This is a genomic window from Aurantimonas manganoxydans SI85-9A1, from assembly GCF_000153465.1.
In the GTDB taxonomy this organism is placed as follows: Bacteria; Pseudomonadota; Alphaproteobacteria; order Rhizobiales; family Rhizobiaceae; genus Aurantimonas; species Aurantimonas manganoxydans.
In genome coordinates this window covers 53,225-78,709 of record NZ_CH672387.1, presented here as the reverse complement: position 1 = coordinate 78,709, position 25,485 = coordinate 53,225, and the positions used below count along the sequence as shown (strand labels likewise).

The window sequence follows — 25,485 nt, the reverse complement described above, 5'->3', positions numbered from 1 at the left end:
TCTTGCGGCCGGTGGCCCGGCGCGCCGTCATGGTCTGATAGGTGACGCCGGGCCGCGCCATGCCGGAACGCAGCAGATCGTCGCCGGTCCCGTCGCCGCGATAATCGGCGAGGAGATACCAGGAAGAGAGGTCGCAGAAGCGCCGCGACCGGCCGCCGATCACGCGGTCGCTGTAGATCGTGCCCATGAAGCCGACGACATGCCCGCCATCCTCAACCAGCCAGCCGCGCTCGACGCCCTCCGGCCGCCAGGGATAGTCGAGCAGCCGGGCCCAGCGCTCGCGCGGGATCCTGGCGTTCATATGGGTGTGCAGGAGTTCGACCACCGCAGCGATGTCGCCGGCTTGCGCCGGTCGCACGATCGCGCTCATCGGACCAGTTCGTCCGTCGGTGCGCCAGCGAACAGCGCGCCTGCATCGCGCCATCGGACCGCCGGATGGGCGGCGAGAAGGGTCAGCAATTGATCGAGAAAGGCCCAGGTCTCGGCGTCGTGGTCGAGATGGTGGGTGAGGATGCCGAAGGGCTCGGCCGGATCGCTGCGCCCGAGCCGCCGGTCGGCAAGGCGCTCAGCGGCCAGCCGGACCAGCTTGTCGTGCCCGGCGAAGCGCGCGCCGCCCTTCCAGGTGAGAAGATCAAGATGGGCGTTCACATGCCTGCAGGCCGCTTGCGGCGAGGCGGTCTGGCGCGGCCCGAACACCGAGATGCCGGCATAGCCCATGGCCGGCAGCGCCTCGGCCACCGCCGGCTCGATGCGGTTCCAGGGCGGCACCATCACCGGCACGAACCGGGCGCCGAACGCCGCCGCCAGACGGTTGCGCCCCTCGTCGAACTCCGCCAGCACCTTTCCCAAAGGCCGGTCGCCGCCGCATTCCACCGCGCGTCCGCCGGGCGCGGCATGGTTCCTGTGGGCGTGGCCATGCTGGAGGACAATCAGGAGCGGATCGCCGCGATGGGCTATCAGGCTGTCCGTCAGACCGGCGGGAATGACCGCCAGCGCCAGCGGTGCCGCATGGCGATGCGCGGCGGCGACCAGCGCATCGAGCGCCGGCGTCGCGGCGATGGCGTCGTCGTCCCGCCACCACATGTCGATCTGCCGGCCGGCGTCGTACCAGGCGTCGAGTTCGCTCAGAAGGTCGTCAGCGTTCCGCATGGCGCGGCCTTAGCGGCGATCGGGCGCGCGGGCAATTGCGGCGCGCCGCGGCTGATCGGTGGGAGCAGGAGACGGTCAGTCTCCTTCTTCGTCTTCCTCGGCGTCCTGTTCGTCGTCCGGAATATCGGTGCCGATCAGCCGCTCGTCGGGCTCTTTGCCGGCAAAGGAATTGTCGGTGCGCTGCAGCGCATTGTCGAGGACGCCGCCATCGGCGGGCTTTTGATCGTGTCTGGGGGCCTTCGGATCGGCCATTGTGCGTTCTCCTGATGCAGTCGAACGCCTAACCACCCGAAGGCCCTCCCCGTTCCACGTGAGGGACAGGGAGGCGGCAGCACGCCGCCGCCTCCGCTTCGCTGACCCTACTCGGCCGGCACGTCGCCGGCCGGCATGTAGAGACCGCCGCCCTCGCGATATTTCTGCGCCATCTTCTCCATGCCCTCCTTCTGCGCCTCGGCGCGGATGTCGTGAGAGATCTTCATGGAGCAGAATTTCGGGCCGCACATGGAGCAGAAATGCGCCACCTTATGCGCCTCCTTGGGCAGCGTCTGGTCGTGGAAGGAGCGCGCCGTCTCCGGGTCGAGGGAGAGGTTGAACTGGTCCTCCCAGCGAAACTCGAAGCGCGCCCGGCTCAGCGCATCGTCGCGCAGCTGCGCCGCCGGATGGCCCTTGGCGAGATCGGCGGCATGGGCGGCGATCTTGTAGGTGACGACGCCGACCTTGACGTCGTCGCGGTCCGGCAGGCCCAGATGCTCCTTCGGCGTGACGTAGCAGAGCATCGCCGTACCGAACCAGCCGATCATCGCCGCGCCGATGCCCGAGGTGATGTGGTCGTAGCCCGGAGCGATGTCGGTGACCAAGGGTCCGAGCGTGTAGAACGGCGCCTCGCCGCAGACCCGCATCTGGCGGTCGACATTCTCCTTCACCTTGTGCATCGGCACATGGCCCGGCCCCTCGATCATCACCTGGCAGCCCTTGGCCCAGGCGATCTGCGTCAGTTCGCCCAGCGTATCGAGCTCGGCGAACTGCGCCGCGTCGTTGGCGTCGGCGATCGAGCCGGGCCGCAGGCCGTCGCCCATGGAGAAGGACACGTCATAGGCCCGGCAGATGTCGGCGATCTCCTCGAAATGCTCGTAGAGAAAGCTCTCGCGATGGTGATGCAGGCACCACTTGGCCATGATCGAGCCGCCGCGCGACACGATGCCCGTCGTCCGGTCCACCGTCAGCGGAATATGTGACAGCCGCACCCCGGCATGGATGGTGAAATAGTCGACGCCCTGTTCGGCCTGCTCGATCAGCGTGTCGCGGAAGACCTCCCAGGTCAGGTCCTCGGCGATGCCGTTCACCTTCTCCAGCGCCTGGTAGATCGGCACCGTGCCGATCGGCACCGGCGCGTTGCGGATGATCCAGTCGCGGATGTTGTGGATGTTGCGGCCGGTGGACAGGTCCATCACCGTGTCGGCGCCCCAGCGGATCGCCCAGACCATCTTCTCCACTTCCTCGGCCATCGAGGAGGTGACGGCGGAATTGCCGATATTGGCGTTGATCTTGACCAGGAAGTTGCGGCCGATCGCCATCGGCTCGACTTCGGGATGGTTGATGTTGGCCGGGATGATGGCGCGGCCGGAGGCGACCTCGTCGCGCACCCATTCCGGGGTGATGAAGTCCGGGATCGCCGCCGAATGCGGCTCGCCGTCCCGCTCCAGCGCCCGCTTCGCCTCGGCCCGGCCGAGATTTTCGCGGATCGCGACGAATTCCATTTCGGCGGTGACGATGCCGGCGCGGGCATATTCGTACTGGGTGACGGCACGCCCGCCCGTCGCCCGGCGTGGTACGTTGCGAACCGGAAATTCCGGCGTCAGCTTCTCGGCCGGCAGATTGCCGTTGTCCTCGGGCTGCACCGCACGGCCCTCGTAGAATTCGGTGTCGCCGCGGGCCGCGATCCAGCTCTCGCGGATGCGCGGCAGGCCCTTGGCGATGTCGGTCTCGATCTGGCTGTCGGTATAGGGGCCGGACGGATCGTAGACGATGACGTCGGGCTCGCCCGCGGTCGGGTGCACGGTGATCGCGCGCATCGGCACGCGGATGTCGGGAAAGGCCGTTCCGGCCAGGTAGATCTTGCGGGAGGCCGGCAGCGGGCCGGCGGTGACGGTGGGTGTCACGGCATTCATCTTGGTTCTCCAGTCGCGCTCGCGTCGGAGATCCAGTTCTGCTTTCGGTGATCGAAAACTCTCGTCGGCCTGTCGGATCGCCCCTGACGTTGGGGGCTTGGCCCGCATTGCGGGCCGGAGAGGTCGGCGGCTTTCCCATCCCTACGCCAGTATGAACTGGATCAGGTTCGTAGGGTCGCCGCGCGCTTCGCCGATGATCGGCGGCCGTCGGCCTCTCAGTTCCTTGCCGGAACTCCCCTTGGACGAGCGGACGGTAGCAGCCCCCGTGGGGGTGTCAACAGCGGTTGCAGCGCTCCTTGCCGAAGACCGGCGAGACGACACGAAGACACAGAGAAAGGGAAGACGGGGAGCAGGATCGGCAGCAGCCGATCGGGGCGTCGCGGCGGTGACGTGCGCGATGCGCCGCAGGCGCAATGGGCCAGGACGGCCGGGCGGCGGAGAAAGCCCGATAGCCGAAGCCCGCGATGCGTGCCGCGGGCGGTCCGCGGCGCAGCGGCGCCGTCGGACGAAATGCGTGTGTCACAGGTGGGCGGCCTGCGCCCCGCCATGCGGCCGGCAGAGCCGACCCTAGAGGATGTCGAGGCTGACCTTGGCGGTGCCCGAATGGATCATGCCGATCTTCGAGGCCGCGGCGCGCGACAGGTCGATGATCCGGCCGCCATGATACGGGCCGCGGTCGTTGATGCGCACGACGACGGACTTGCCGTTACGACGGTTGGTGACGCGCACCTTGGTGCCGAAGGGCAGCGTCTTATGCGCCGCCGTCATGGAATTCATGTTGAAGCTTTCGCCATTCGCCGTGCGGCGACCATGAAAGCGCTTTCCGTAATAAGAGGCGGAACCCGAGGCCGCGGACTTCGTTTCGGCTACGACCGGAGTGATTGCGGCGGAGTACGAACCGACCATCGTTCCGGCGAAAAGCGCGGCCGCGAGAGCGGCCTTCGGCAGAAACTTCATGCTTGGTATGTCCTTGAGATGCGACGTTTGCGACGCCGCCTCCTTCGTCAATTCCTGTGACGAGAAAAAGGACGGACTCTGTCAGCAATAGGGTCTTTCTACGACAGGGGAACATTTCGGGCCCTGGCGTATCGTCCTGAGCCCAAACGAAGAATTTCCGTTCGAGCCCTGCTTTGAATGCGACGGGGATGTCGCATTCGCGCCGATGCTGCCTTAACCGGTCAGACCGCCAGCGGCGGGGTGCGACCGCTGTCCTCCAATTCCCATTCGGCCTGCCAGTCCATGCCGTCCTGCGACAGGACGAGGTAGTTGCGCTCGCTCGTATAGGTGGCGCGACGCGACGGCAGCGGCCGCAAGCGAATCTTCCGGCCCCGCAGCGGGCTTTCGCCCACCCGTGCGAGAAGGCCGAGCGCGAACGGATAGGCCGGCCCGGGCGCCGGATGGGAAATGCCGGAGGCGACGAGCTGGTGCATCGAACTCCCGTTCAGAAGCCGCATCTCGCCGCGCGTCGCCAGATGGATTTCGCCGGAGACGACCACGAGCCCGCCGACGGCCCGCTCGGCGCGATCGGCAAGGCATTGCAGGCAGCGGATCCATTCGCGCCGATGCGCCCGGCTCTGCCACTGGTCGCGTAGATCGTCGGACAGCTTGGCGACCCGCGGCACGATGCCGGCGACCAGCTCGGCCCAGCTCAGCCGCGGCCCGAGCACCGGCACGCTGGACATGAGCACGATCCGGTCCGGCTCCGGCGTCGTTTCCAGCGCCGTTTCGAAGCTCTTCCATCCGACCGGCCCCATCACTCGGTCGGGGCGGCGCTCGCTGCGCAGATCCGGCGCGAGGATCGTCAGGCCCGGATAGCGCACCGCGACGCCCAGGCTGCGCGCCTGCCGGTCCAGCGCGATCGCCGGCAGATCGGCCTCGTCCGCCGCCAGCTGGAAGATCAGGAACATCTCGCGCGCCGACTCGAACAGGCCGCGCCCGACGGGACTGTCCAGCAGCGCTGCCGGATGGCTGCCCCAACCGTCGATGATGTCATGGTCGTCCCACATCGACACGGACGGCACATGGGCCGACATCGCCCCCATGGCGGGCCGGGCAAAGCTGATCAGATAACGCTCGAAATAAAAGCGGCGGATCGCCTCGCGGGCCGCGTCGGTCAGCGGCACGGTGCCGCGCTCGCCGGGCTTCAGCGTGGTCCAGCGCTGCACATCGGGATGACAGCCGAGGACGTCGTCGGCATAGAGCTGGTCGCCGCCCTGCAGCATCAGCGAAAAGGGCGCGCGGTCGTGCTCGGCGGTGAGCCGGGTCCACATGGCGTCGCGCTCGCTGATGTCGCGCGTGAGATCCCCGTTCTCCTGGCCGTTGCAGGAGACATAGGCGATGCGCGCCGCGCCGCCGTCGGGGCTGACGACGGCATAGTCCGTCTCGTCGATGCGGTAGGAACTGGTGGTGCGGGCCGGCAGCGAGAAATCGTAGCGCCAGACCGTGCGGCCGAACCTCGTGGCCAGCGCAATCGGCTGCGTCGCCTCGCCCGCGGCGAACAGCTCGGGCGCCGCGGCCGCCTCGTTCAGGACGAGGATCGCGGCGAGATGGTCGCGCCGGCCATCGCCGCCGCGTGCATAGAGGATCGGGCCGATCCGGTCCGGGAGCGGATCGGCGGCGGAAGCGGTCTCGGTCATCGGCTCCTGCCGGCTTGGCTGTGACCGATGCCCGTCCCGGCTTCGGTCTCGCCCCGCCATATAGGAAGCCATGGCCACCATGCCGACCGCAATGCCGCCATCAGGCGGGCCGGACGATCGTGTGCCGGCGGAATCGAGGGGGATTGCAGCGGCGGCAGAGCCCCGCGCCGGCCGAACTTAGTCGGCGGTAGCCGTCTGGACGCCGGGCAAGGCCTGCATGCGGGCGTCGAGCGTGGCCGTATCGGCGGCATCCTGCGTCGGTGCGGCGGCTGCCGCCGCACGCACGCGACCGCCCTTGCCGCTGTCGGCGCGGGCCGGTTGTTCGGTCAGGCCCTGCCAGAGCGTGAGGAAGGGGTTGGCCTCTTGGCGGGTGGTCTGGCGCGGCGCCATGGCGGTGGCCGTCGCCAGTCCGGCCGGGGAAGACGTGTCCTGTTCCGGGCTCGGCGCGACGGCGGCGGTGCGGACCTCGTCGATGGCCGCGGCGGCGCCCTTCTTGCGAACCTCCGCCTGGGACGCCATGCGGAAGCCGGCGCTGCGCTGGTCGCGCGAAATCTTCTGGTAGAAGGCGTTGCCGCCGGCAATCACCTTGTAGTGCATGTTGCCGTAGCCGAAGCTCAGGCCCGCTGTGTGGAAGAACTTGGCATCGCCGACGGCCGCGTGGCGCTTGCCCGACAGGACCTCATGGGCGGTCTGCATCGCCAGTTCCTTGCCGGCCCCCATGTCGCGGGTCATCACGCCTGGGGCGAACTGCTTGGGCTGGGCGACCACGTCGCAGACGGAATCGGGATAGCTCGGCGAGCCGACGCGGTTCATCACCACGGTGCCGACGGCAAGCATGCCCTCGCGGCTGGAGCGATTGGATTCGAAGAACATCGCCCGGGCGAGGCATTCCTGGCTCGGCCCGTAGCTGAGGGGTGACACCACCTCCTCGATCTCCGGTGCGCCGACACAGCCGGACAGGACGGCAGCGGACAGAAGTGTGGCAAGGGCCGGCAGACGGCCGCGGATCGACAACGTGCTCATGGCGCTGTCGTGGTCACGAAATGTGTCGGCAAACGGGGCGGCGTGTGCGGGAATGACACCGGCAGGCGATTCCGCCGGCCGGTGTTGCTGAAACGCCGCGCCTGCCGCCGGGTCAGACCCGGCGTTCGATCATCATCTTGCGGATCTCGGCGATCGCCTTGGCCGGGTTCAGTCCCTTCGGGCAGGACTGGGTGCAGTTCATGATGGTGTGGCAGCGATAGAGCTTGAACGGATCTTCCAGATCGTCGAGCCGCTCGCCCGTCGCCTCGTCGCGGGAATCGATCAGCCAGCGATAGGCCTGCAACAGGACGGCCGGGCCGAGATAGCGGTCGCCATTCCACCAATAGGACGGGCACGAGGTCTGGCAGCAGAAGCACAGGATGCACTCGTAGAGGCCATCGAGCTTCTCGCGGTCCTCATGGCTCTGGCGCCATTCGCGCTCGGGCTCCGGCGTGTCGGTCTTCAGCCACGGTTCGATCGAGCGCAGCTGGGTATAGGGCACGGTCAGATCGGGGATCAGATCCTTGATCACCGGCATGTGCGGCAGCGGATAGACCTTCACGGCGCCGCGGATCTCGTCCATGCCCTTGGTGCAGGCCAGCGTGTTGGAGCCGTCGATGTTCATGGCGCAGGAACCGCAGATGCCCTCACGGCAGGAGCGGCGCAGCGACAGGGTCGAGTCGACCTTGTTCTTGATCCACAACAGCGCGTCGAGAACCATCGGGCCGCAATCGTCGGTATCGACGTAATAGGTGTCGGTCCGCGGGTTTTCCTCGTCGTCCGGCGACCAGCGATAGATCTTGAACTCGCGCACATTCGTCGCGCCCGCCGGCTTGTCCCACACCTTGCCGGGGTTGATGGTGGAGTTCTTCGGGAGGGCAAGTTCGACCATGAGGATGTATCCGGTGCCTTTCTGGAATCGTTCGCAACATAAAGCGTGCGCTGCAAAACACCAGAGACGAAACGGCGCGGAAACGCTTCAAATCGTTTGAAGTCCGGCCGTTTTCCGGCGTCTGCGACGTTGTCTCGCGGCCGTTGCCGGGTGACGCCTGCCTCAGCGATAGATCAGCGTCGGCAGCCACATGGTCAGGGCCGGAATGAAGGTGATAAGGAACAGCACCACGAAGAGCGGCACCAGGAACGGCGCCGTCGCCGACATGCAGCGCTCGAACGGAATGCCCGACACCCGCGACAGGACGTAGAGCACCATGCCGATCGGCGGGGTCAACAGGCCGATCATCAGGTTGAGCACCATGATCACCCCGAAATGCACCGGATCGACGCCCATCTGCATGGCGATCGGCAGCAGCACCGGCGTCAGGATGGTGATCGCCGCCACGGTCTCCATGAAGCAGCCGACGATCAGCAGGATCAGGTTGATCAGCAGCAGGACGACCCACGGATTGTCGGAGATCGTCAGGATCAGCGCGGCGAACTGCTCCGGCGCCCGGTTGGAGGTCAGGATCCAGGCGAAGATCGACGCCGCGGCGACGATGAACAGGACGACGGCGGTGGTCTCGATCGTGTCGAAGGAGACCCGCAGGAATCGCTTCAGCGTCAGCGTGCGATAGACCACGAGGCCGAGGATCAACGCCCAGGCACAGGCCGCGATCGCCGCTTCCGTCGGCGTGAAGGCGCCGGTCAGGATGCCGCCGACGATGATCACCGGCGTCATCAGCGACAGGAAGGCGCGCTTGAAGGTGAAGCCGAGGATCGACAGCTTGAACGGCTGGTCGACCGGATAATTGCGGCGGCGGGCATAGATCGCGATCATCGCCATCAGCGAGACGGCCATCAGCAGGCCCGGAATGAACCCGGCGGCGAAGAGCTGGCCGATCGAGGCGCCGGCGACGACGCCGTAGATCACCATCGGCAGGGACGGCGGAATGATTGGCCCGATGGTCGAGGACGCGGCGGTGATGCCGACCGCGAAGCCCGGCTCGTAATTTGCGTCGCGCATCGCCTTGATCTCGATGGCGCCGAGGCCGCCGGCATCGGCCACCGCCGCGCCGGACATGCCGGCAAAGATCACCGAGGCGCCGACATTCACATGGCCGAGACCGCCGCGCATCCAGCCGAAGATCGCCTTGGCGAAATCGAAGATCCGCTCGGTGATGCCGGCCGCATTCATCAGGTTGCCGGCGAGAATGAAGAAGGGGATCGCCAGCAGCGGGAAGGAATCGACCCCGTTGATCATGCGGTGGATGACCACGACGTCGGGCACCCGGCCCTCGACCAGGATGAAGACCGCCGAGGAGCCGGCCAGCGCGATCGCCACGGGCACGCCGAGGACGATCATCCCCAGAAGCAGCACGAACAGCATCGTCAGAAGCATGGGATCCCCGTGGAATGGGTGCGCAGGCGGGCGTCCGGGCGCACCGGCCCGGCGTCGCGTGCGAAGCAATGGATGGCGGCGACGATGGTGGCCATCAAAGGCCGGTGCCCGCGAGCGCGAAGCGTTCCGGGTCGATGAGGCGGCTCGTCCCGGTGCGCCAATGGCGAACGACCGCCGCCAGCGCATAGAGCGTCATCAGTGCGAAGCAGACCGCGACGCCCCAGTAGACCGAGGATTTCGGCACGTCGATCGACACCATCATCTGGTGCGTGCGGCCGGCGAGTTGGGTGCAGAACCAGGCCATTGTGCCATAGAAGGCCAGTGTGATCAGATCGACGGCGATCTGGGCGACGAAGCGCCCCCGCCGCGACAGGTAGCGATAGAACAGCTCGACCGCGATGTGGCTTTCCTTGCGGGCCGCCATGATCGAACCGATGAAGGTGACCGCGATCAGCAGGAAGCGCGCGATCTCCTCGGTCCAGCCGAGGGAATTGTTGAGTACGTAGCGCGTGAAGAACTGCAGGAAGACCACGAAGGCCAGGAGCCAGAAGACGCCGAACACGACGCCGTCGCTCCAGCGCAGGTCGGACAGGTCGACCGGCTGGTCGGCAAACGGGTTCGGCTCCAGAGGGTACACGCCCTCTTCCGTGCCGGGATCGATTTCAGGTGACGTCATGGCCGCATCCGGATGTGAAGGCATGCCGGGCGGCCAAGGGGCGCCCGGCATCAATTCGGGTGGCGGGGAGCCTACTTGATCGCCTGCAGGCGGTCGTAGGTCTCCTGGTCCCAGGTGGCGTCGGGGCCGTTGTGGAGCTTCATCGTCGCCTCGCGGAACGGCGTGATGTCGACCTCATGAACGTTGACGCCCTGCTCGCGGAACCACTCGGCGAGCTTGGCTTCGTTGTCGCGCACCTGCGTGGTCGCGCAGTCGGCGGTCTCCTTGAGCACGTCGGTGAGCGCCGTCCGGTCGGCCTCTTCCATCTGGTCCCAGGTCGGGCCGCCGACGATGGTCAGCAGCGCATCGTTGATGTGGGCGGTCAGCGAGATGTCCGACTGCACCTCGTAGAACTTCTTGGCCTGGATGGTGGGCAGCGGGTTCTCCTGCCCGTCCACAGTGCCCTGCTGCAGGGCGAGATAGACCTCGGCAAAGGCGATCGGCGTCGGATTGGCGTTCACCGCCTTCGGGAACATCATGTAGAGCGGGGCATTCGGCACCCGGATCTTCATGCCCTCCATGTCGGCCGGCGTATTGATCGGCTTGTTCGCCGTCACGTGACGCTGACCGTAATAGGTGGTGGCGACGACGTGGTTGCCGGTGGCCTCGTTGTAGCCCGCGGCCAGTTCCTCGAAGAGGTCCGAGTTGCGGAACTTGTCCCAGTGGTCGTAGTCGCGGAACATGTAGGGCGCACCGCCGATGGCGATCGGGCCGTAGGCGCGGCCGGCGAAGAGCTGGCCGGTATAGATCACGTCAACGGTGCCGAGGCCGAGACCCTCGTTGATGTCGACCTCCTTGCCGAGCGAGGACGCCGGGAACACCTCGAAGGAGTAGCGATCCTCCGTCGCCGCCTTCAGCTTGTCCGACGCCTCCACCGCGCAGGTATGATACGGCTCGCTCGACTCGTAGACATGGGCGAATTTCAGCGCCGTCTGCGCGGCGGCCGGCTGCGCGGTGAGCGCGATGGCGGTTGCGGCCGAAAGGGCCAGCACGTGCTGTGTGTATTTCATCTTGTTCCTCCCCAATGTATACACTGTTTTCAGGCGATCATATTGATTGCGTCCCATAGCGCAATGGCCCCATCGTCGTTCTTGACGATCGCTGCCGCAAGAGCGGTGGCGGAAAACAAGGCGGGCGGCGGCGCGGCGAGGTATCCGGTCGGTGCGATCGGTCGAGACAGAGGATAGTTCAGACATGTCGACGAATACGGTGCGCCTCGACCCTTCGGACAACGTGGTCACGGCGCTGAAGGCGCTGGAAACCGGCGCCGCGGTCGAGGAGACGACGACCATCGGACTGGTCCCGCGCGGCCACAAGATCGCCACCCGGGCCATTCCCGCCGGAACGCCGGTGATCAAATATGCGCAGATCATCGGCTACGCCGCCGAGGACATCGCGCCCGGCAGCCACGTCCACACCCAGAATGTCGAGTTCCGCGGCACCGCCCACAATTACGATTTCTCGACCGACCTGCGCCCGGTCGCCATGGTGCCCGAGGACCAGCGCGACACCTTCATGGGCTATCGCCGCAAGGATGGCCGCGTCGGCACCCGCAACACCATCGCTGTGATCACCTCCGTCAACTGCTCGGCGACGGCAGCCCGCAAGATCGCCGAGGCCTTCGGGCCGGAGGAACTGGCGGCCTATCCCAATGTCGACGGCGTCACCGCCTTCGTCCACGGCACCGGCTGCGGCATGGGCGGCGATGGCGAGGGCTTCGAGGCGCTGCAGCGGATCATGTGGGGCTATGCCCGCCATCCGAACGTCGCCGGCGTGCTGATGGTCGGCCTCGGCTGCGAGGTGAACCAGATCGACTGGCTGCTGGAAGCCTTTGGGATCGAGAAGGGCCCGATGTTCCACGCCATGAACATCCAGGACGTGGCGGGTCTGCGTCGCACGGTCGAGATCGGCGTCGAGCGCGTCCGCGCCATGCTGCCGATCGCCAACGAGGCGCGCCGCGAGCCCTGCCCGGCCTCTGAGCTGATGGTCGCGCTCCAGTGCGGCGGCTCCGACGCCTGGTCGGGCATCACCGCCAATCCGGCGCTCGGCTATGCCTGCGACCTGCTGGTCGCCCAGGGCGGCACCGGCGTCCTTGCGGAAACGCCGGAGATCTACGGCGCCGAGCATCTGCTGACCCGCCGCGCCAAGGACGAGAAGACCGGCCGCAAGCTGGTCAAGCTGATCGAGTGGTGGGAGGATTATACCGCCCGCAACAAGGGCTCGATGGACAACAACCCGTCGCCCGGCAACAAGAAGGGCGGCCTGACCACCATCCTGGAGAAGTCGCTGGGCGCGGCGGCCAAGGGCGGCACGACGCCGCTCAACGGGGTCTTCCGCTATGGCGAGCCGGTCAATACGCGCGGCTTCGTCTTCATGGATTCGCCCGGCTACGACCCGGCTTCGGTGACCGGCCAGATCGCCTCGGGCTGCAACCTCGTGGCCTTCACCACCGGGCGCGGTTCGGCCGCCGGCTTCAAGCCCTCGCCGTCGATCAAGATCGCCACCAACACCGAGATGTATCGCAAGATGTCCGAGGACATGGACGTCGATTGCGGTCGGATCGTCTCCGAGGGGCTGTCGATCGAGGCCGCCGGCCGCGAGATCTACGAATTGCTGCTGCGCGTCGCGTCGGGCGAGATGTCGAAATCCGAGGCACAGGGTCTCGGCGACTACGAATTCGTGCCCTGGCAGATCGGCGCGACCATGTAGGCAGCAGCGATGCGGGCGGCCGCTACGGCGCCGCCGCCCGTGCGCGGCCCTTGTTCTGCGGCGCAGACCATGTGCGCCGCAGATGTGTTGGCTCAGTCCCGGACGAAGGTCCCCAGGCCCGCCCGGTCGTAATAATCCAGCGTGACGTCGACGACGCGGCCATCGTCACCCCTGCGGAACCGCGCGAGCGACGGCCCGGTGGCGTTCTCGCCGATCGTCTCGAAGGTGAAGACATCGCCGTCATAGGCGGTCAGCGCGAAACGCGTCGGCGCCTGTGCCGGGCCGAGGATCATCGACAGGGCGCCCTCCTCCGCCTCGACACGAAGCGCGCCGAAATAGCTGTTCGCGTAGCGGCTGGCATAGGTCTCAAGGTCGCGCGGTGCCGCGGCGTTGGCGGGTGCCGGCGGCACCTCCGCCGCCTCGAGTTCGGCGGTCCGCTGCTGCGCGAAGATGCCACCGATGAAGCCCAGCCAGTCGACGGTCTGCTCGCCGTTCTGAACGATATCCATGAAGCTCGCGCAGATCGCTTCCGGCACGCCGATCGGCTCGCCATTGGTGAGGACGACGATGCCGAGTTCCTCGCCGGGAAGCAGCGAGATCGCCGTCGCGGTGCCGAGGTTGAAGGCACCGGAATGGCCGAGCGTCACCCGGCCAAGATCGTCGGTACCGACGTTCCAGCCCAGCCCGTAGAAGCCGGCGCGGATCGCCGGATCGGCCGGCAGGCGATTCGGCATATGCGGCTGATGGGTCGTTGCCAGGGCGCTCTCATCGATCAGGGGCGTGCCCTCGAAACGACCCTTGCCGAGCTGCAGGCGCAGGAAGCGGGCCATATCGGAGACCGAGGCGCTGGCGCCGCCGGCCGGAGCCTCGGCGTCCGCCACGCGTTCGTAGCGCGCCTCCCAGCGCCCCTCGTCCGGCGCGCCGGCCCGCACATGGATGCGCGCCCGGTTGTCATGGCCGGCATAGTCCGCGTTGCGATAGCTCGTGCGGGTCATGCCGAGCGGCTGGATCAGCCGCTCCGAGGCAAGCGCCTCGAAGGGTTGGCCAGCGGCCTTCGCCGCGGCGACCGCACCGGCCGTATAGCCGAGGTTGGAGTAGTGATAGGTCGAGCGGAACGGGTCCAGGGGCTGTTGGTCGATCCGCGACAGGATCGTCTCCCTGTCCAAGCCGAGATCTTCGAGAAGGTCGCCGGCCCCCGTCGCCAGCCCTGAACGATGCGACATGAGATCGGCGAAGGTCGCATGTTCGCTGACATAGGGATCGGAGAGGGCGAAGGACGGACTGTAGCCGCGCACCGGCTGGTCCCATTCCAACAGGCCGTCGCCGACGAGGCCCGCGACGAGGGTCGAGGCGATCGGCTTCGACAGCGAGGCAAGCAGGAAGACCGTGTCGGTATCCACCGTCTCCGGCTGGCCGACCTCGCGCAGGCCGAAGCCCTTGGCGAAGAGGACCTCGTCCCGGTAGACGACCGCGACCGCGACGCCCGGCACGCCGGTCGTCTCCATCACCCCCTCGACGACCGCGTCGAGGCGATCGACGGCCCGGTCCACCTGCTGCCGGTCCAGAAGCGGTGGCACCGGCATGACGGGTGCCGGCAGAAGATTGGCAGGCGAAGGCGACGCTGCATCCTGCGCCATCGTGGGGACCGCCAGAACGCCTAGAAGCAGACTGAGGGTCAGCGCCGGCAGGGTGGGGGTTCTGATCGGACCAACAAGGCGGATCATCGCAAGGCTCCCTTCGCCCGAACCGGCCGACGGAGCGGGTCCAGACACCTTACGATGCGTCAGATGCAGGTGGAAACCCCATTCGCCGGCAGGGTTTCGGCCGCGTTAACGGATCAGGGCGCCGTAATGGCGAACGACCTCGCCGGCCAGCTCGTGCCCGCGCTCGGCCGCCTGCCGCGGTTCGGCGCCGTCGAGGCGCGCGGCGAGATAGCCGGCATTGAAGCTGTCGCCCGCCCCCGTCGTGTCGATGACGTCGGCGACCTTGCGCGCGGCCACGGTCTCGAAGCCGCCCTCCGTCGCGACCAGCGCTGGATCGGAGCCGTCCTTGACCACCACTTCGCCGGTGCCGCAGGCGAGATACCGCCTGGCCGTCGCCTCGGGCGAGGCGTCACCGAAGGCCGCGACCTCGTCGGGAAAGCTCGGCAGGCAGAGGCTGGCGACGGCGGCGCCCGCCTCCATCGCCGCCCGCATCACATCCGGCTCCGGCCACAGGCGCGGCCGGATGTTCGGGTCGAAGGCGACCAGCTTGCCGGCGGCGCGGGCCGCGCCCAGCATGTCGAGCAGGCGCTGGCGATCGTCAGGCGACAGGATCGCCAGGGTGATGCCGGAGAAATAGAAGGCGTCGCCGCTCGCCGCGGCCGCGTCCAGCTGCGCCGGGTCGGCCGCCAGCAGCTTCGCCGCGGCGCTGTCGCGCCAGTAGGAGAAGCTGCGCTCGGCGCCGTCCAGATGGATCATGTAGAGGCCCGGCATCCGTTCGGGGATGCGGCGGACGAGATCGGTCGCCAGCCCGGCCTCGGTGAAGAAGGCCAGCATCTCGTCCGATGTCGTGTCGGTGCCGAGCGCCGTGTGGTAGGCGACGTCCCAGCCCTCGCCGAGCCCGCGCCGCAGATACCAGGCGGTGTTGAAGGTGTCGCCGGCAAAGCCCTTGCGATAGAGCCCCTCGCCGGCCGAGGACAGCTCCACCATGCATTCGCCGATGGAGACGATGCGCCTGCGGGTCGCCGCGCTCATGCCGGCACCCGATGGGCAGACGCATCGCCGTCGAGGGCCGCCACCGCGGCCATGACGCCGCGCAGTTCCGCCAGCCCGCGCATCCGGCCGATGACCGGATAGCCCGGATGGGTACCGCGACCGATGTCGGACAGAAGCTCGTGGCCGTGATCGGGTCGCATCGGGATCTCCGCGTCCGCCCGGCCCTCGGCCCGGCGGCGGCGCTCCTCGGCCATCAGCACGCGCACCAGCGCCACCATGTCTGTGTCGCCGGCCAGATGATCGGCCTCCTCGAAGGAGCCGTCGGCATCCTTGGCAACGTTTCTGAGATGGGCGAAATGGATCTTGTCGGCAAAGCGCGCGGCGATCGCCGGCACGTCGTTGGCCGGATTGGCGCCGAGCGAGCCCGAGCAGAGCGTCAGGCCGTTGGCGGGCGACGGCACGGCATCGAGCACGAAGGCGATGTCCTCGGCATTCGAGACCACCCGCGGCAGGCCGAAGAGAGGTCGCGGCGGATCGTCGGGATGGACGCAAAGCCGCATGCCGGCCTCTTCGGCCACCGGCACAACCGCTTCGAGGAAGCGGCCATAATTGGCCCGCACGTCGTCGCGGGTGATGCCGGCATAGCGGCCGAGGATCTCGCGCAGGCCGGCGACGTCGTAGCGCGCATAGGCGCCCGGCAGGCCGGCATTGATGGCGGTCAGCAGCCGCTCGCGATCGGCTGGCGTCGAAGCCTCGAACCAGGCTTTCGCCCGCGCCAGCGTCTGCGGCGCGACGTCGTCCGCCGCGCCCTCGCGCTCCAGCATGAAGACGTCGAAGGCGACATATTCATGCATGTTGAAGCGCAGGCTGGTGCCGCCCCCCACCACCGGCGCGGCCAGTTCGGTGCGCGTCCAGTCGAGCAGCGGCATGAAATTGTAGCAGACGGTATGGATGCCGCAGGCGGCGAGATTGCGCAGCGACTGGCGATAAGTCTCGAACAGCGGCTCCAGATCGCCGTCGCCCAGCTTGATGCGCTCGTGTACCGGCAGGCTTTCCACGACCCGCCATTCCAGGCCGAGCGCCGGGTCTTCGGCGATCAGCGCCTTTCGCGCGGTGATCGCCTCCACCGTCCAGACCTCGCCATAGGGAATCTCGTGCAGGGCATTGACGATGCCCCGGGCGCCGGTCTGGCGGATTTCCGATAGCTGGATGCGATCCTGCGGCCCGAACCAGCGCCACGTTTCCTGCATGTTGCGTCCCCACCCCGGTCGCGTGTCGGGCGCCCTGCAGCGCCCCTGTCCTGGCTGACGGCACGCCGGCTCAGCCCGCGTCGCTGTCGTCGAAATACTGGTCGAACTCGACCCTCAGGCGGACCAGATGGTCGTTGATCCGGCCGAGATGCGTGCGCATCGCAAGGTCGGCCGCCTCGCCATCCCGGGCCTTGATGGCCTCGAAGATCGCCACGTGGTCCTCGTAGACCGCCGGCTGGCCGAAGGCCAGTGACAGGAAGCGCAACCGGTCCATCTGCGCCTTCTGCTCGTCGATGAGTTGCCAGGCAAAGCCGCATCCCGCGCCCTGCGCGATGAGGCGGTGAAACTCGTCGTCCTCTAGATGGAAGGTGTGGCGATCGTCCGTCCGCTGCGCCGCGCGCTGCAGTTCCAGATTGGCCTCGAGCCGGCCGACCAGTTCGCCGACGTCACGCTGGCAGGCCTCGCGCACCACCGCGACCTCCAGCGCCTCGCGGATGAAGCGGGCATTGCGCACCTCCTGCACCGAGATCTTCACCACCTCGGTCCGGCGCTGCGGCTGCACGCGCAGATAGCCGGTACGGGCGAGGCGGCCGAAGGCCTCGCGCACCGGCTGGCGCGATACGCCCAGATGCCGGGCGACCTCGGCCTCCGAAATGCCGACGCCGGGCAGAAGGCGAAGCTCCAGGATGGCCGTGCGCAATTGCGTGTAGACGCTGTCGGCCATCGTGCCCCGGGGCTGGGTCGTGGCGTCCGGGGAAAGGGCTTCGAGAGACATGACGGACCTTTGTTGACGACGTTCGGATACTAGGATACCAGTTTGTTCGCAAGCAATGAAATTCGTGGGTGAGGAACGGATGGCGCTACTGGACGAGGATCGGCTGTTCCCCGCGACGCCGAGGGTGCGCGACATCGCCCGCGCGCTCTACCGGACGGTCGCCGACCTGCCGATCATCAGCCCGCACGGCCATACCGATCCGCGCTGGTACGCCGAGAACCAGCGCTTCCCGGACCCCGCCCAGCTCTTCGTCACGCCCGATCACTACATCTTCCGCATGCTGGTCTCGCAGGGCATCCGCCTGGAGGAGCTCGGCGTGCCTGACGCCAACGGCGTCGCGACCGAGACCGACGGCCGCGCCATCTGGCACCGCTTCGCCAGCCATTATCACCTGTTCCGCGGCACCCCGACGCGGCTGTGGCTCGACCATTCCTTCCAGACCCTGTTCGACATCGAGCGGCGCCTGTCGGCCGAGACCGCCGACTTCTACTACGACCGCATCTCCGACCGCCTCGCCCAAGATGCCTACCGGCCGCGGGCGCTGTTCGAGCGCTTCAACATCGAGGCGATCGCCACCACCGAGAGCGCGCTGGACGATCTCGCCCATCACCGCACGATCCGCGACAGCGGCTGGGGCGGACGGGTGATCACCACCTACAGGCCCGATGCCGTCATCGACCCCGACTTTCCGGGATTTGCCGCCAATCTCGCGCGTCTCGGCGAGATCACTGGCTGCGACGTCGCCAGCTATGCCGGCTATCTCGACGCCCACCGCGCCCGCCGCGCCTATTTCCGCGACTTCGGCGCGACCGCGACCGATCACGGCCATCCGACGGCGCGCACCGCAGACCTGCCCCGCGCCGAGGCCGAGGCGCTGTTTGCCCGCGTCACCGACGGATCGGCCTCCGCCGACGACCGCGAGGCCTTCCGCGCCCAGATGCTGACCGAGATGGCGAGGCTGTCGGTCGAGGACGGCATGGTCATGCAGATCCATGCCGGCTCCTTCCGCAGCCATTCGGACAGGGTCGCCGCCGGCTTCGGCCGCGACAAGGGTTTCGACATCCCGCAGCCGACCAATTACGTCACCGCGCTCAAGCCGCTGCTCGACGCGGTCGGGCTGGAGCCCGGCCTGACGATCATCCTCTTCACCCTCGACGAGACCGTGTATTCGCGCGAACTGGCGCCACTGGCCGGCGTCTATCCGTGCCTGAAGCTCGGCCCGCCCTGGTGGTTCTTCGACGCGCCGGAGGGGATGAAGCGGTTCCGCGAGCAGGTCACCGAGACCGCCGGCTTCTACAACACCGTCGGCTTCAACGACGACACCCGCGCCTTCTGCTCGATCCCCGCCCGGCACGACGTCGCGCGGCGGGTGGACTGCGCCTATCTGGCCGATCTCGTGGTCACCGGACGCCTCGCGGAGGACGAAGCGTTCGAGGTTGCCCACGATCTTGCCTATCGCCTGGCCAAGGAGGCCTACAGGCTTTGACCGGCGGCTGACGCCGCCATTTCTGGGAGGAAGCAGGCATGAGCATATTCAGGAAAGTCACCGCGACGATCGCGCTGGCGACGATGCTGGCGGGGGCCGCCACGGCCGTGTCGGCGCAGGAGACGCTGCTGCGCTCGTCGGACACCCATCCCGACGGCTACCCGACCGTCGAGGCGGTCAAGTACATGGGCGAGCTCGTCAAGGAGCGCACCGACGGTCGCATCGGCATCGAGGTCTATCACTCGGCCCAGCTCGGCGAGGAGAAGGACACGATCGAGCAGACCCAGTTCGGTGTCATCGACCTGAACCGCGTCTCCATGGGGCCCTTCAACAACATCGTGGAAGAGACACAGGTCGTCTCGCTTCCCTACATCTTCCGGTCCATCGACCACATGCACAAGGTGATGGACGGCCCGATCGGCGACGAGATCCTGGCGGCCTTCGAGCCCCATGACCTGATCGGCCTCGCCTATTACGACGGCGGCGCCCGCTCCTTCTACAACAGCGAGAAGCCGATCAAGTCGATGGATGACCTGAAGGGCCTGAAGTTCCGGGTCATGCAGTCCGACATCTTCGTCGACATGGTCAATGCGCTCGGCGGCAACGCCACCCCGATGCCCTATGGCGAGGTCTATTCCTCGATTCAGACCGGCGTCATCGAGGGCGCCGAGAACAACTGGCCAAGCTTCGAATCCTCCAAGCATTTCGAGGTCGCCAAGCACTACACGCTCGACGAGCACCTGATCGTGCCGGAAGTCCTCGTCATGTCCAAGAAGAGCTGGGAGAAGCTCTCGCCGGAAGACCAGGAGATCGTCCGCACGGCCGCCAAGGAGAGCGTCACCAAGATGCGCGAGCTGTGGCAGGCCCGCGAGGCGGAATCGGAGAAGATGGTCCGCGAGGCCGGCGTCGAGGTCGTCAAGGACATCGACAAGCAGCCCTTCATCGACGCGATGAAGCCGGTCTACGAGAAATACGTGACCAACGACAAGCTGAAGGACCTCGTCGCCCGCATCCAGGCGACCGAGTAGCACCCCTTGCAGGACCGGTGGCGCAATGTCGCCGCCGGTCCCGATCCTGTCTTCGCTGCGTCCCGCCGAAACGGCAGCGGGCGAGCGTCCTGCCGGGTCGCACCGGCTCCTTCCCGTCGCAGGTTGACCCCGCTCCATGCGTCCCTTTCTCCTGACGATCGAACCGTTCGTGCGCCGGCTGGCGCGAGCTGCGCTCTGGGGCGCGGGCATCGGTCTCGTCACCATGACCCTGATCATCTTCTGGCAGGTCTTCGCCCGCTACGTGCTGAACGACAGCCCGAGCTGGACCGAATCCACCTCCGTGCAGCTCATGGGCTGGTTCATCTTCCTGGGCGCCAGCGTCGGCATTCACGAGGGCTACCATCTCGGTTTCGACGTCCTCGTCTATGTCGTGCCGGACAACGGCAAGAAGGCCCTGCGCACCATCTCCGACCTCGCCGTCCTCGGCTTCTCGCTGGCGATGATGGTCTACGGTACCGAGTTGATGGCCGGCACCTGGAACACCACCATCCCGACCCTCGGCATTCCCGGCGGCACCACCTTCATGCCGCTGATCGTCGGAGCCGTCCTGTCCATCCTCTTCACGGCCAACCGCATCCTGCGCCGCTTCTGCGGCCTCGAGAATGCCAACGCCTTCGCGATTTCGGACTGAGCCCGACCATGGATCTCATTATCCTCTTCGGAAGCTTCGTCTTCCTCCTGTTGATCGGCACGCCGATCGCCTTCTGCCTCGGGATCGCGTCGCTGGCGACGGTGATGTACATGGGCATCCCGCCGCTGATCGTCTTCCAGCGGCTCAATTCCGGCCTCAGCGTCTATGCGCTGCTCGCCATTCCCTTCTTCATCTATGCCGGCGACCTGATGGTGCGCGGCGGCATCGCCTCGCGACTGGTGGCCTTCGCCGGATCGCTGGTCGGGCATGCCCGCGGCGGCCTCGGCCAGGTCAATGTCGCCGCCTCCACCCTGTTCGGCGGCGTCTCCGGCTCGGCCGTCGCCGACGCCTCGGCGATCGGCGGCCTGATGGTCCCGCAGATGGAAAAGCGCGGCTACAGCGCCGATTATGCGGTCAACATCACCGTCGTCTCGTCGATCATCGCGCTTCTGATGCCGCCGTCCCACAACATGATCATCTATTCGATCTCGGCCGGCGGCTCGATCTCCATCGCCGACCTGTTCACCGCGGGCGTCGTCCCAGGCGTCCTCCTGGCGGGCGTCCTGATGTTCGTCGCCTGGCGGGTTGCCATCAAGCAGGGCTATCCGACCGAGACCTTCCAGGGCTTTCGCACCGTCGGCGTCCTGTTCCTCACCGCCATTCCGGGTCTTTTGCTCATCGCCATCATCTTCGGCGGCGTGCGCTCGGGCATCTTCACCGCCACCGAGAGCTCCTGCGTCGCCGTGGTCTACGCGGTGCTCGCCACCATCGTGTGCTACCGCACGTTGAGCTTTGCCTCCTTCGTCGAGGCGACGCTGGGCGCCGTGCGCACCACCGCGATGGTGCTGCTGATCATCGGCGCCGCCGCCGCCTTCGGCTGGCTCTTGGCCTATCTGCGCGTGCCGGCCGAACTCGTCGCCTTCATGAAGAGCGTGTCGGACAACCCGATCGTCATCCTGTTGATGGTCAACATCATGCTGCTCGGCCTCGGCACCTTCATGGACATGTCGCCGCTGATCATCATCACGACGCCGATCTTCCTGCCGGTCGTGACCGCCTATGGGGTCGACCCGGTGCAGTTCGGTGTGATCATGGTGCTCAATCTCGGGATCGGCCTGTGTACCCCGCCGGTCGGCGCCGTGCTCTTCGTCGGCTGCGCCATCGGCCGGATCTCGGTCTGGCAGGCGATGCGCACCATCTGGCCCTTCTACGGCGCCGCGCTCCTCGTGCTCGGCCTCGTGACCTACGTCCCGGCGGTGTCGCTCTGGCTGCCGTCGCTGTTTAAGTGAGCATGATGCAAAGACTGTCGCTTTCGACCCTCCCATCCCTGCCCCAGGCCGTCCGCCGGCCGGCCTACGACCCACGCCGGACCACCACCGGCATCGTCCATCTGGGCGTCGGCGCCTTCCACCGCGCCCATCAGGCGGTCTATCTCGACGACATCCTGGCCACCGATCCGCAATGGGCCATCGCCGGCGCGTCGCTGCGCCGGGCCGACATGCGCGATGCGCTGGCGCCGCAGGACAATCTCTTCACCGTCGCCTTCCGCTCCGGCGAGGGCGCGCAGCTGCGGGTTATCGGTTCGCTGAAGGCGATCCATGTCGCGCCACAGGACCCGGAGGCCCTGCTGGCGCAGATGTGCGATCCGGCGGTGCGCATCGTGTCGCTGACCATCACCGAGAAGGGCTATTGCCACGATCCGGCGACCGGCGACCTCAACCCTGCCCATCCCGACATTGTTGCGGATCTGGCGAATCCGCGCGCGCCGACCACGGCGCCGGGCCTGATCGCCGAAGCGCTGCGGCGGCGGCGCGAGGCGAACATCGTGCCCTTCACGGTGATGCCCTGCGACAATCTGCCGTCCAACGGCGAGACCACCCATCGCATCGTTTCGCAATATGCCGCCCTGATCGGCGGCGACCTCGCCCGTTTCGTGGAAAACGACGTCGCTTTCGCCGGCACCATGGTCGACCGCATCGTGCCGGCCACCAGCGACGGTGACATCGCCGAGATCACCGCGGCGCTGGGCGTCGAGGATGCCTGGCCGGTGGTCAGCGAACCGTTCGGCCAGTGGGTGATCGAGGACCGCTTCCCGACCGGCCGGCCCGACTTCGCCGCCGTCGGCGCCGAGATGGTGTCCGACGTCGAGGGCCACGAGCGCATGAAGCTGCGCATGCTCAACGGCTCCCATTCGACGTTGGCCTATCTCGGCTATCTCGGCGGATACCAGACGGTGGCGCAGGCGATCGCCGACCCGGCCTATGAGGCGCTGGTGCGCGGCCTGATGACCGAAGAGGTGATGCCGACGCTGCAAATGCCCGGCACCGATCTCGGCGGCTACCGCGAGGCGCTGCTGTCGCGCTTCCACAATCCGGCCCTGCAGCATCGCACCTGGCAGATCGCCATGGACGGGTCGCAGAAGCTGCCCCAGCGCCTACTGGGCACGGTCCGCGATCGCATCGCCGCCGGCGCTCCCTTCGATCGCCTGGCGCTCGGGGTCGCGGCCTGGATGCGCTACGTCACCGGCACCGACGAGGCCGGCGCGCCGATCGACGTCAGGGACCCACTGGCCGACCGGCTGCGGGCCATCGGCGAGGAGGCCGGCCGCGATCCGGAGCGGCTGGCCGCGGCCTATCTCGGCATCGGCGACGTCTTCGGCGCCGATCTGCGCAACCATCCCGAATTCCGGCGCGCCGTGACCGCGGCCCTCGCCGCATTGCTCACCGATGGCGCCGCGGCCACCGTCGCACGCACCGCCCATTCGCCCCACTAGGCGGTTGCGCTTGAGGCACCGCAAGGAGACAGACCATGAGCACGATCGTTGAGACACCGGGCGACTGGACCCAGGTCGACGCCAGCACGCGGCGCCGGATCCTGACCCATTCGCCGGAGATGATGGTCGTCGAGGTGGAGTTCCAGCCAGGCGGCTGCGGCCCGGCCCATTCCCATCCGCATCTCCAGGCGACCTATGTCCGGCAGGGCGTCTTCGACTTCACCATCGCCGGCAGGACCCGGCGCGTGACCGCAGGCGACAGCCTCGTCGTTCCGTCCAACGCCGTGCATTTCTGCGAATCGGCGACCGGCGGCACGCTGATCGACATCTTCACCCCGGCTCGCGAAGACTTCCTCTAAGCCGGCTAAGACACCACCCGTTTCTGTCCCGCACCGGGCGCGCGTCCGGTGCGGCGGCGGAGCCATGTCCAGAACGGAGACATCCCATGACGATCGAGACCCGACAGGCGATCGACCCGCGTCACGCCCGCACCTTCGACACCGCGCAGCTGCGCGCCGAATTCCTGATCGAGCAGCCCTTCGTGCCGGGCGAGATCAACCTGGTCTACAGCCATTACGACCGCATGATCGTCGGCGGCGCCGTGCCGTCCGCCGGCGACCTGGTGCTCGACAGCGCCAGGGAGACCGGCACGCCGGGCTTTCTCGACCGCCGCGAGGCGGTGATCGTCAATATCGGCGAGACCGGCACGGTGCGCACCGGCAGCGGCCCCCATGAACTCAACCATCGCGACATGCTCTATGTCGGCCTCGGCGACGGCCCGCTGACCTTCTCCGGCGCGGCGGCGCGCTTCTACATCCTCAGCGCCCCCGCCCACCGCCATTTCGACACCCGGCTGGTAACGATCGATGCCGCCAAGCGCGTCGATCTCGGCGCCGCGGCCACCTCCAACGACCGCTCGATCTTCCAGTTCGTCCATCCCGACGTCATGGAGAGCTGCCAGCTCGTCGCCGGCATGACCACGCTGCACGGCGGCTCGGTCTGGAACACTATGCCGGCCCATGTCCACGACCGCCGCTCCGAGGCCTATCTGTATTTCGACCTGCCCGAGGATGCCCGCGTCTTCCACATGATGGGCGAGCCGTCCGAGACCCGGCATCTGGTGGTGAAGAACGAGCAGGCCGTCCTGTCGCCGCCCTGGTCGATCCACAGCGGCGCGGGCACGGCGTCCTACACCTTCATCTGGGCGATGGCCGGCGACAATGTCGACTACAAGGACGTCGACATGGTGGAGATCGGAGACCTGCAATGAGTTCGGGCTTCGACCTGACCGGCAAGCGCGCCTTCGTCACCGGCGCCAATACCGGCATCGGCCAGGGGATCGCCGTGGCACTGGCGGGGGCCGGCGCGACGGTCGCCTGCGCCGGGCGCTCGGCCATGAGCGAGACGCTGGAGATGATCACGGCGGCCGGCGGCAGCGGCGGCAGCGAGCACCTCGCCGACCTGTCCGACAAGACGGCCGCCGTGGCGCTCTACGAGGCCGCGGCGCGTCAGGACGGCCCCTTCGACATCCTGGTCAACAATGCCGGCATCATCCGGCGGGCCGATGCCGTCGACTTCAGCGAGGCCGACTGGGACGACGTCCTCGACCTCAATCTGAAGACCGCCTTCTTTCTCTCCCAGGCCTTCGGCAAGGCGGCCATGGCCGACGACCGCCACGCGGCGATCGTCAACATCGCCTCCGTCCTGTCCGTCCAGGGCGGCATCCGGGTGGCGAGCTATACCGCCTCCAAGCACGGCATCTGCGGCCTGACCCGGCTGCTCGCCTGTGAATGGGCCGCGCGCAACGTCAACGTCAACGCCATCGCCCCGGGCTACATCGTCAGCAACAACACCGAGGCGCTGCGCGACGACCCGGACCGCTCCGCCGCGATCCTAGGGCGGATTCCGGCCGGGCGCTGGGGCGAAGCCTCCGACATCGGCGGTGCGGCGGTGTTCCTTGCCTCCGATGCCGCACGCTACGTGCACGGCGCCATACTGCCGGTGGATGGCGGCTGGCTGGCGCGCTGACGGGCCGCGCCTGCCTGAAACGACAAAGGGCGGCGCCGACATGGCGCCGCCCTTCCCTGATC

At 67.5% G+C, this 25,485-nt stretch carries 24 protein-coding genes and 1 riboswitch; of the genes, 9 read left to right on the top strand and 15 right to left on the bottom strand.

All coding sequences use genetic code 11. From position 1 onward, the window contains the following. The 11 genes from SI859A1_RS21710 to SI859A1_RS00645 form a co-directional block, all read right to left on the bottom strand. Nucleotides 1–370 (bottom strand): GNAT family N-acetyltransferase (locus tag SI859A1_RS21710; protein WP_338024662.1); only part of this gene is annotated, 370 nt, incomplete at its 3' end. Then, complete coding sequence (locus SI859A1_RS00685; protein ID WP_009207961.1) at nucleotides 367–1,149, bottom strand: polysaccharide deacetylase family protein; 783 nt, start codon at nucleotides 1,147–1,149, stop codon at nucleotides 367–369. The genes SI859A1_RS00685 and SI859A1_RS21710, both read right to left, overlap by 4 nt. 75 nt (nucleotides 1,150–1,224) lie before the next feature. Then, entirely contained in the window at nucleotides 1,225–1,401 is a 177-nt protein-coding gene (locus SI859A1_RS21555) for a hypothetical protein (RefSeq protein ID WP_154653352.1), read from the bottom strand. A 107-nt stretch (nucleotides 1,402–1,508) separates the two neighbouring features. Continuing rightward, nucleotides 1,509–3,317 carry a phosphomethylpyrimidine synthase ThiC gene (gene thiC, locus SI859A1_RS00680; protein ID WP_040324920.1) on the bottom strand — a complete coding sequence of 603 codons (1,809 nt, stop codon included), beginning with the start codon at nucleotides 3,315–3,317 and terminating at the stop codon, nucleotides 1,509–1,511. 121 nt (nucleotides 3,318–3,438) lie between these two features. Further along, a riboswitch (TPP riboswitch) is annotated at nucleotides 3,439–3,566 on the bottom strand. Nucleotides 3,567–3,884: 318 nt separating this feature from the next. Continuing rightward, nucleotides 3,885–4,274 carry a septal ring lytic transglycosylase RlpA family protein gene (locus SI859A1_RS00675; RefSeq protein WP_050767383.1) on the bottom strand — a complete coding sequence of 130 codons (390 nt, stop codon included), beginning with the start codon at nucleotides 4,272–4,274 and terminating at the stop codon, nucleotides 3,885–3,887. A gap of 221 nt (nucleotides 4,275–4,495) precedes the next feature. After that, nucleotides 4,496–5,953: an alkaline phosphatase D family protein gene (locus SI859A1_RS00670; RefSeq protein WP_040324917.1), complete on the bottom strand. Its 1,458-nt coding sequence runs from the start codon at nucleotides 5,951–5,953 to the stop codon at nucleotides 4,496–4,498. A gap of 177 nt (nucleotides 5,954–6,130) precedes the next feature. Continuing rightward, nucleotides 6,131–6,976: a cell wall hydrolase gene (locus tag SI859A1_RS21245; RefSeq protein ID WP_009207957.1), complete on the bottom strand. Its 846-nt coding sequence runs from the start codon at nucleotides 6,974–6,976 to the stop codon at nucleotides 6,131–6,133. A gap of 112 nt (nucleotides 6,977–7,088) precedes the next feature. Continuing rightward, nucleotides 7,089–7,868 carry a succinate dehydrogenase iron-sulfur subunit gene (locus SI859A1_RS00660; RefSeq protein WP_009207956.1) on the bottom strand — a complete coding sequence of 260 codons (780 nt, stop codon included), beginning with the start codon at nucleotides 7,866–7,868 and terminating at the stop codon, nucleotides 7,089–7,091. 162 nt (nucleotides 7,869–8,030) lie between these two features. Further along, nucleotides 8,031–9,311 carry a TRAP transporter large permease gene (locus SI859A1_RS00655; protein WP_009207955.1) on the bottom strand — a complete coding sequence of 427 codons (1,281 nt, stop codon included), beginning with the start codon at nucleotides 9,309–9,311 and terminating at the stop codon, nucleotides 8,031–8,033. Nucleotides 9,312–9,405: 94 nt separating this feature from the next. Then, on the bottom strand, nucleotides 9,406–9,987 hold the full coding sequence (locus tag SI859A1_RS00650) for a TRAP transporter small permease (RefSeq protein ID WP_050767382.1): 582 nt from the start codon (nucleotides 9,985–9,987) through the stop codon (nucleotides 9,406–9,408). Between the two features lie 71 nt (nucleotides 9,988–10,058). Further along, nucleotides 10,059–11,036 (bottom strand): sialic acid TRAP transporter substrate-binding protein SiaP, encoded by a 978-nt coding sequence (locus SI859A1_RS00645; RefSeq protein ID WP_009207953.1) that lies wholly within the window; start codon nucleotides 11,034–11,036, stop codon nucleotides 10,059–10,061. Nucleotides 11,037–11,220: 184 nt separating this feature from the next. Here SI859A1_RS00645 and SI859A1_RS00640 point away from each other — a divergent pair, with 184 nt between their 5' ends. Beyond that, entirely contained in the window at nucleotides 11,221–12,735 is a 1,515-nt protein-coding gene (locus SI859A1_RS00640) for a D-arabinonate dehydratase (protein ID WP_040324915.1), read from the top strand. 92 nt (nucleotides 12,736–12,827) lie between these two features. On the opposite strand, the gene SI859A1_RS00635 is transcribed toward SI859A1_RS00640, so the two are convergent. From SI859A1_RS00635 to SI859A1_RS00620, 4 genes are all read right to left on the bottom strand, one after another. Beyond that, the gene (locus SI859A1_RS00635) at nucleotides 12,828–14,459 is read right to left on the bottom strand and encodes a serine hydrolase (protein WP_148233685.1); all 1,632 of its coding nucleotides are present in this window, start codon (nucleotides 14,457–14,459) and stop codon (nucleotides 12,828–12,830) included. Between the two features lie 105 nt (nucleotides 14,460–14,564). Continuing rightward, complete coding sequence (locus tag SI859A1_RS00630) at nucleotides 14,565–15,470, bottom strand: sugar kinase (protein WP_009207950.1); 906 nt, start codon at nucleotides 15,468–15,470, stop codon at nucleotides 14,565–14,567. Then, a complete protein-coding gene (gene uxuA / locus SI859A1_RS00625; RefSeq protein WP_009207949.1) occupies nucleotides 15,467–16,681 on the bottom strand; it encodes a mannonate dehydratase in 1,215 nt (404 codons plus the stop codon). Before uxuA ends, SI859A1_RS00630 begins: the two co-directional genes overlap by 4 nt. A 70-nt stretch (nucleotides 16,682–16,751) precedes the next feature. Further along, on the bottom strand, nucleotides 16,752–17,456 hold the full coding sequence (locus tag SI859A1_RS00620) for a GntR family transcriptional regulator (protein ID WP_009207948.1): 705 nt from the start codon (nucleotides 17,454–17,456) through the stop codon (nucleotides 16,752–16,754). Between the two features lie 79 nt (nucleotides 17,457–17,535). Here SI859A1_RS00620 and uxaC point away from each other — a divergent pair, with 79 nt between their 5' ends. The 8 genes from uxaC to kduD all read left to right on the top strand — a co-directional run bounded on the left by uxaC (nucleotide 17,536) and on the right by kduD (nucleotide 25,423). Next, nucleotides 17,536–18,942: a glucuronate isomerase gene (gene uxaC, locus SI859A1_RS00615; protein WP_009207947.1), complete on the top strand. Its 1,407-nt coding sequence runs from the start codon at nucleotides 17,536–17,538 to the stop codon at nucleotides 18,940–18,942. Between the two features lie 38 nt (nucleotides 18,943–18,980). Next, nucleotides 18,981–19,970 carry a TRAP transporter substrate-binding protein gene (locus tag SI859A1_RS00610; protein ID WP_009207946.1) on the top strand — a complete coding sequence of 330 codons (990 nt, stop codon included), beginning with the start codon at nucleotides 18,981–18,983 and terminating at the stop codon, nucleotides 19,968–19,970. Between the two features lie 136 nt (nucleotides 19,971–20,106). Further along, entirely contained in the window at nucleotides 20,107–20,622 is a 516-nt protein-coding gene (locus SI859A1_RS00605) for a TRAP transporter small permease (RefSeq protein WP_040324912.1), read from the top strand. 8 nt (nucleotides 20,623–20,630) lie between these two features. Next, entirely contained in the window at nucleotides 20,631–21,911 is a 1,281-nt protein-coding gene (locus SI859A1_RS00600) for a TRAP transporter large permease (protein ID WP_009207945.1), read from the top strand. Nucleotides 21,912–21,913: 2 nt separating this feature from the next. Then, the gene (locus SI859A1_RS00595) at nucleotides 21,914–23,395 is read left to right on the top strand and encodes a mannitol dehydrogenase family protein (protein WP_148233683.1); all 1,482 of its coding nucleotides are present in this window, start codon (nucleotides 21,914–21,916) and stop codon (nucleotides 23,393–23,395) included. A 35-nt stretch (nucleotides 23,396–23,430) separates the two neighbouring features. Continuing rightward, complete coding sequence (locus tag SI859A1_RS00590) at nucleotides 23,431–23,754, top strand: cupin domain-containing protein (protein ID WP_009207943.1); 324 nt, start codon at nucleotides 23,431–23,433, stop codon at nucleotides 23,752–23,754. A gap of 86 nt (nucleotides 23,755–23,840) precedes the next feature. Then, a complete protein-coding gene (gene kduI / locus SI859A1_RS00585) occupies nucleotides 23,841–24,665 on the top strand; it encodes a 5-dehydro-4-deoxy-D-glucuronate isomerase (RefSeq protein WP_009207942.1) in 825 nt (274 codons plus the stop codon). Then, a complete protein-coding gene (kduD, locus tag SI859A1_RS00580) occupies nucleotides 24,662–25,423 on the top strand; it encodes a 2-dehydro-3-deoxy-D-gluconate 5-dehydrogenase KduD (RefSeq protein WP_009207941.1) in 762 nt (253 codons plus the stop codon). The genes kduI and kduD overlap by 4 nt, the downstream gene beginning before the upstream one ends. Nucleotides 25,424–25,485 lie beyond the last annotated feature (62 nt).

What these genes read in the sequence shown, in the direction of transcription:
- SI859A1_RS00645 (WP_009207953.1), bottom strand. Translation starts at nt 11,036, where the DNA reads ATGAAATACACACAGCACGTGCTGGCCCTTTCGGCCGCAACCGCCATC.
- kduD (WP_009207941.1), top strand. Translation starts at nt 24,662, where the DNA reads ATGAGTTCGGGCTTCGACCTGACCGGCAAGCGCGCCTTCGTCACCGGC.
- SI859A1_RS00600 (WP_009207945.1), top strand. Translation starts at nt 20,631, where the DNA reads ATGGATCTCATTATCCTCTTCGGAAGCTTCGTCTTCCTCCTGTTGATC.
- SI859A1_RS00635 (WP_148233685.1), bottom strand. Translation starts at nt 14,459, where the DNA reads ATGATCCGCCTTGTTGGTCCGATCAGAACCCCCACCCTGCCGGCGCTG.
- SI859A1_RS00675 (WP_050767383.1), bottom strand. Translation starts at nt 4,274, where the DNA reads ATGAAGTTTCTGCCGAAGGCCGCTCTCGCGGCCGCGCTTTTCGCCGGA.
- SI859A1_RS00660 (WP_009207956.1), bottom strand. Translation starts at nt 7,868, where the DNA reads ATGGTCGAACTTGCCCTCCCGAAGAACTCCACCATCAACCCCGGCAAG.
- SI859A1_RS00610 (WP_009207946.1), top strand. Translation starts at nt 18,981, where the DNA reads ATGAGCATATTCAGGAAAGTCACCGCGACGATCGCGCTGGCGACGATG.
- thiC (WP_040324920.1), bottom strand. Translation starts at nt 3,317, where the DNA reads ATGAATGCCGTGACACCCACCGTCACCGCCGGCCCGCTGCCGGCCTCC.
- SI859A1_RS00670 (WP_040324917.1), bottom strand. Translation starts at nt 5,953, where the DNA reads ATGACCGAGACCGCTTCCGCCGCCGATCCGCTCCCGGACCGGATCGGC.
- kduI (WP_009207942.1), top strand. Translation starts at nt 23,841, where the DNA reads ATGACGATCGAGACCCGACAGGCGATCGACCCGCGTCACGCCCGCACC.
- SI859A1_RS00595 (WP_148233683.1), top strand. Translation starts at nt 21,914, where the DNA reads ATGATGCAAAGACTGTCGCTTTCGACCCTCCCATCCCTGCCCCAGGCC.
- SI859A1_RS21555 (WP_154653352.1), bottom strand. Translation starts at nt 1,401, where the DNA reads ATGGCCGATCCGAAGGCCCCCAGACACGATCAAAAGCCCGCCGATGGC.
- SI859A1_RS21245 (WP_009207957.1), bottom strand. Translation starts at nt 6,976, where the DNA reads ATGAGCACGTTGTCGATCCGCGGCCGTCTGCCGGCCCTTGCCACACTT.
- SI859A1_RS00630 (WP_009207950.1), bottom strand. Translation starts at nt 15,470, where the DNA reads ATGAGCGCGGCGACCCGCAGGCGCATCGTCTCCATCGGCGAATGCATG.
- SI859A1_RS00590 (WP_009207943.1), top strand. Translation starts at nt 23,431, where the DNA reads ATGAGCACGATCGTTGAGACACCGGGCGACTGGACCCAGGTCGACGCC.
- SI859A1_RS00655 (WP_009207955.1), bottom strand. Translation starts at nt 9,311, where the DNA reads ATGCTTCTGACGATGCTGTTCGTGCTGCTTCTGGGGATGATCGTCCTC.
- SI859A1_RS00685 (WP_009207961.1), bottom strand. Translation starts at nt 1,149, where the DNA reads ATGCGGAACGCTGACGACCTTCTGAGCGAACTCGACGCCTGGTACGAC.
- SI859A1_RS00620 (WP_009207948.1), bottom strand. Translation starts at nt 17,456, where the DNA reads ATGTCTCTCGAAGCCCTTTCCCCGGACGCCACGACCCAGCCCCGGGGC.
- uxuA (WP_009207949.1), bottom strand. Translation starts at nt 16,681, where the DNA reads ATGCAGGAAACGTGGCGCTGGTTCGGGCCGCAGGATCGCATCCAGCTA.
- uxaC (WP_009207947.1), top strand. Translation starts at nt 17,536, where the DNA reads ATGGCGCTACTGGACGAGGATCGGCTGTTCCCCGCGACGCCGAGGGTG.
- SI859A1_RS00640 (WP_040324915.1), top strand. Translation starts at nt 11,221, where the DNA reads ATGTCGACGAATACGGTGCGCCTCGACCCTTCGGACAACGTGGTCACG.
- SI859A1_RS00605 (WP_040324912.1), top strand. Translation starts at nt 20,107, where the DNA reads ATGCGTCCCTTTCTCCTGACGATCGAACCGTTCGTGCGCCGGCTGGCG.
- SI859A1_RS00650 (WP_050767382.1), bottom strand. Translation starts at nt 9,987, where the DNA reads ATGACGTCACCTGAAATCGATCCCGGCACGGAAGAGGGCGTGTACCCT.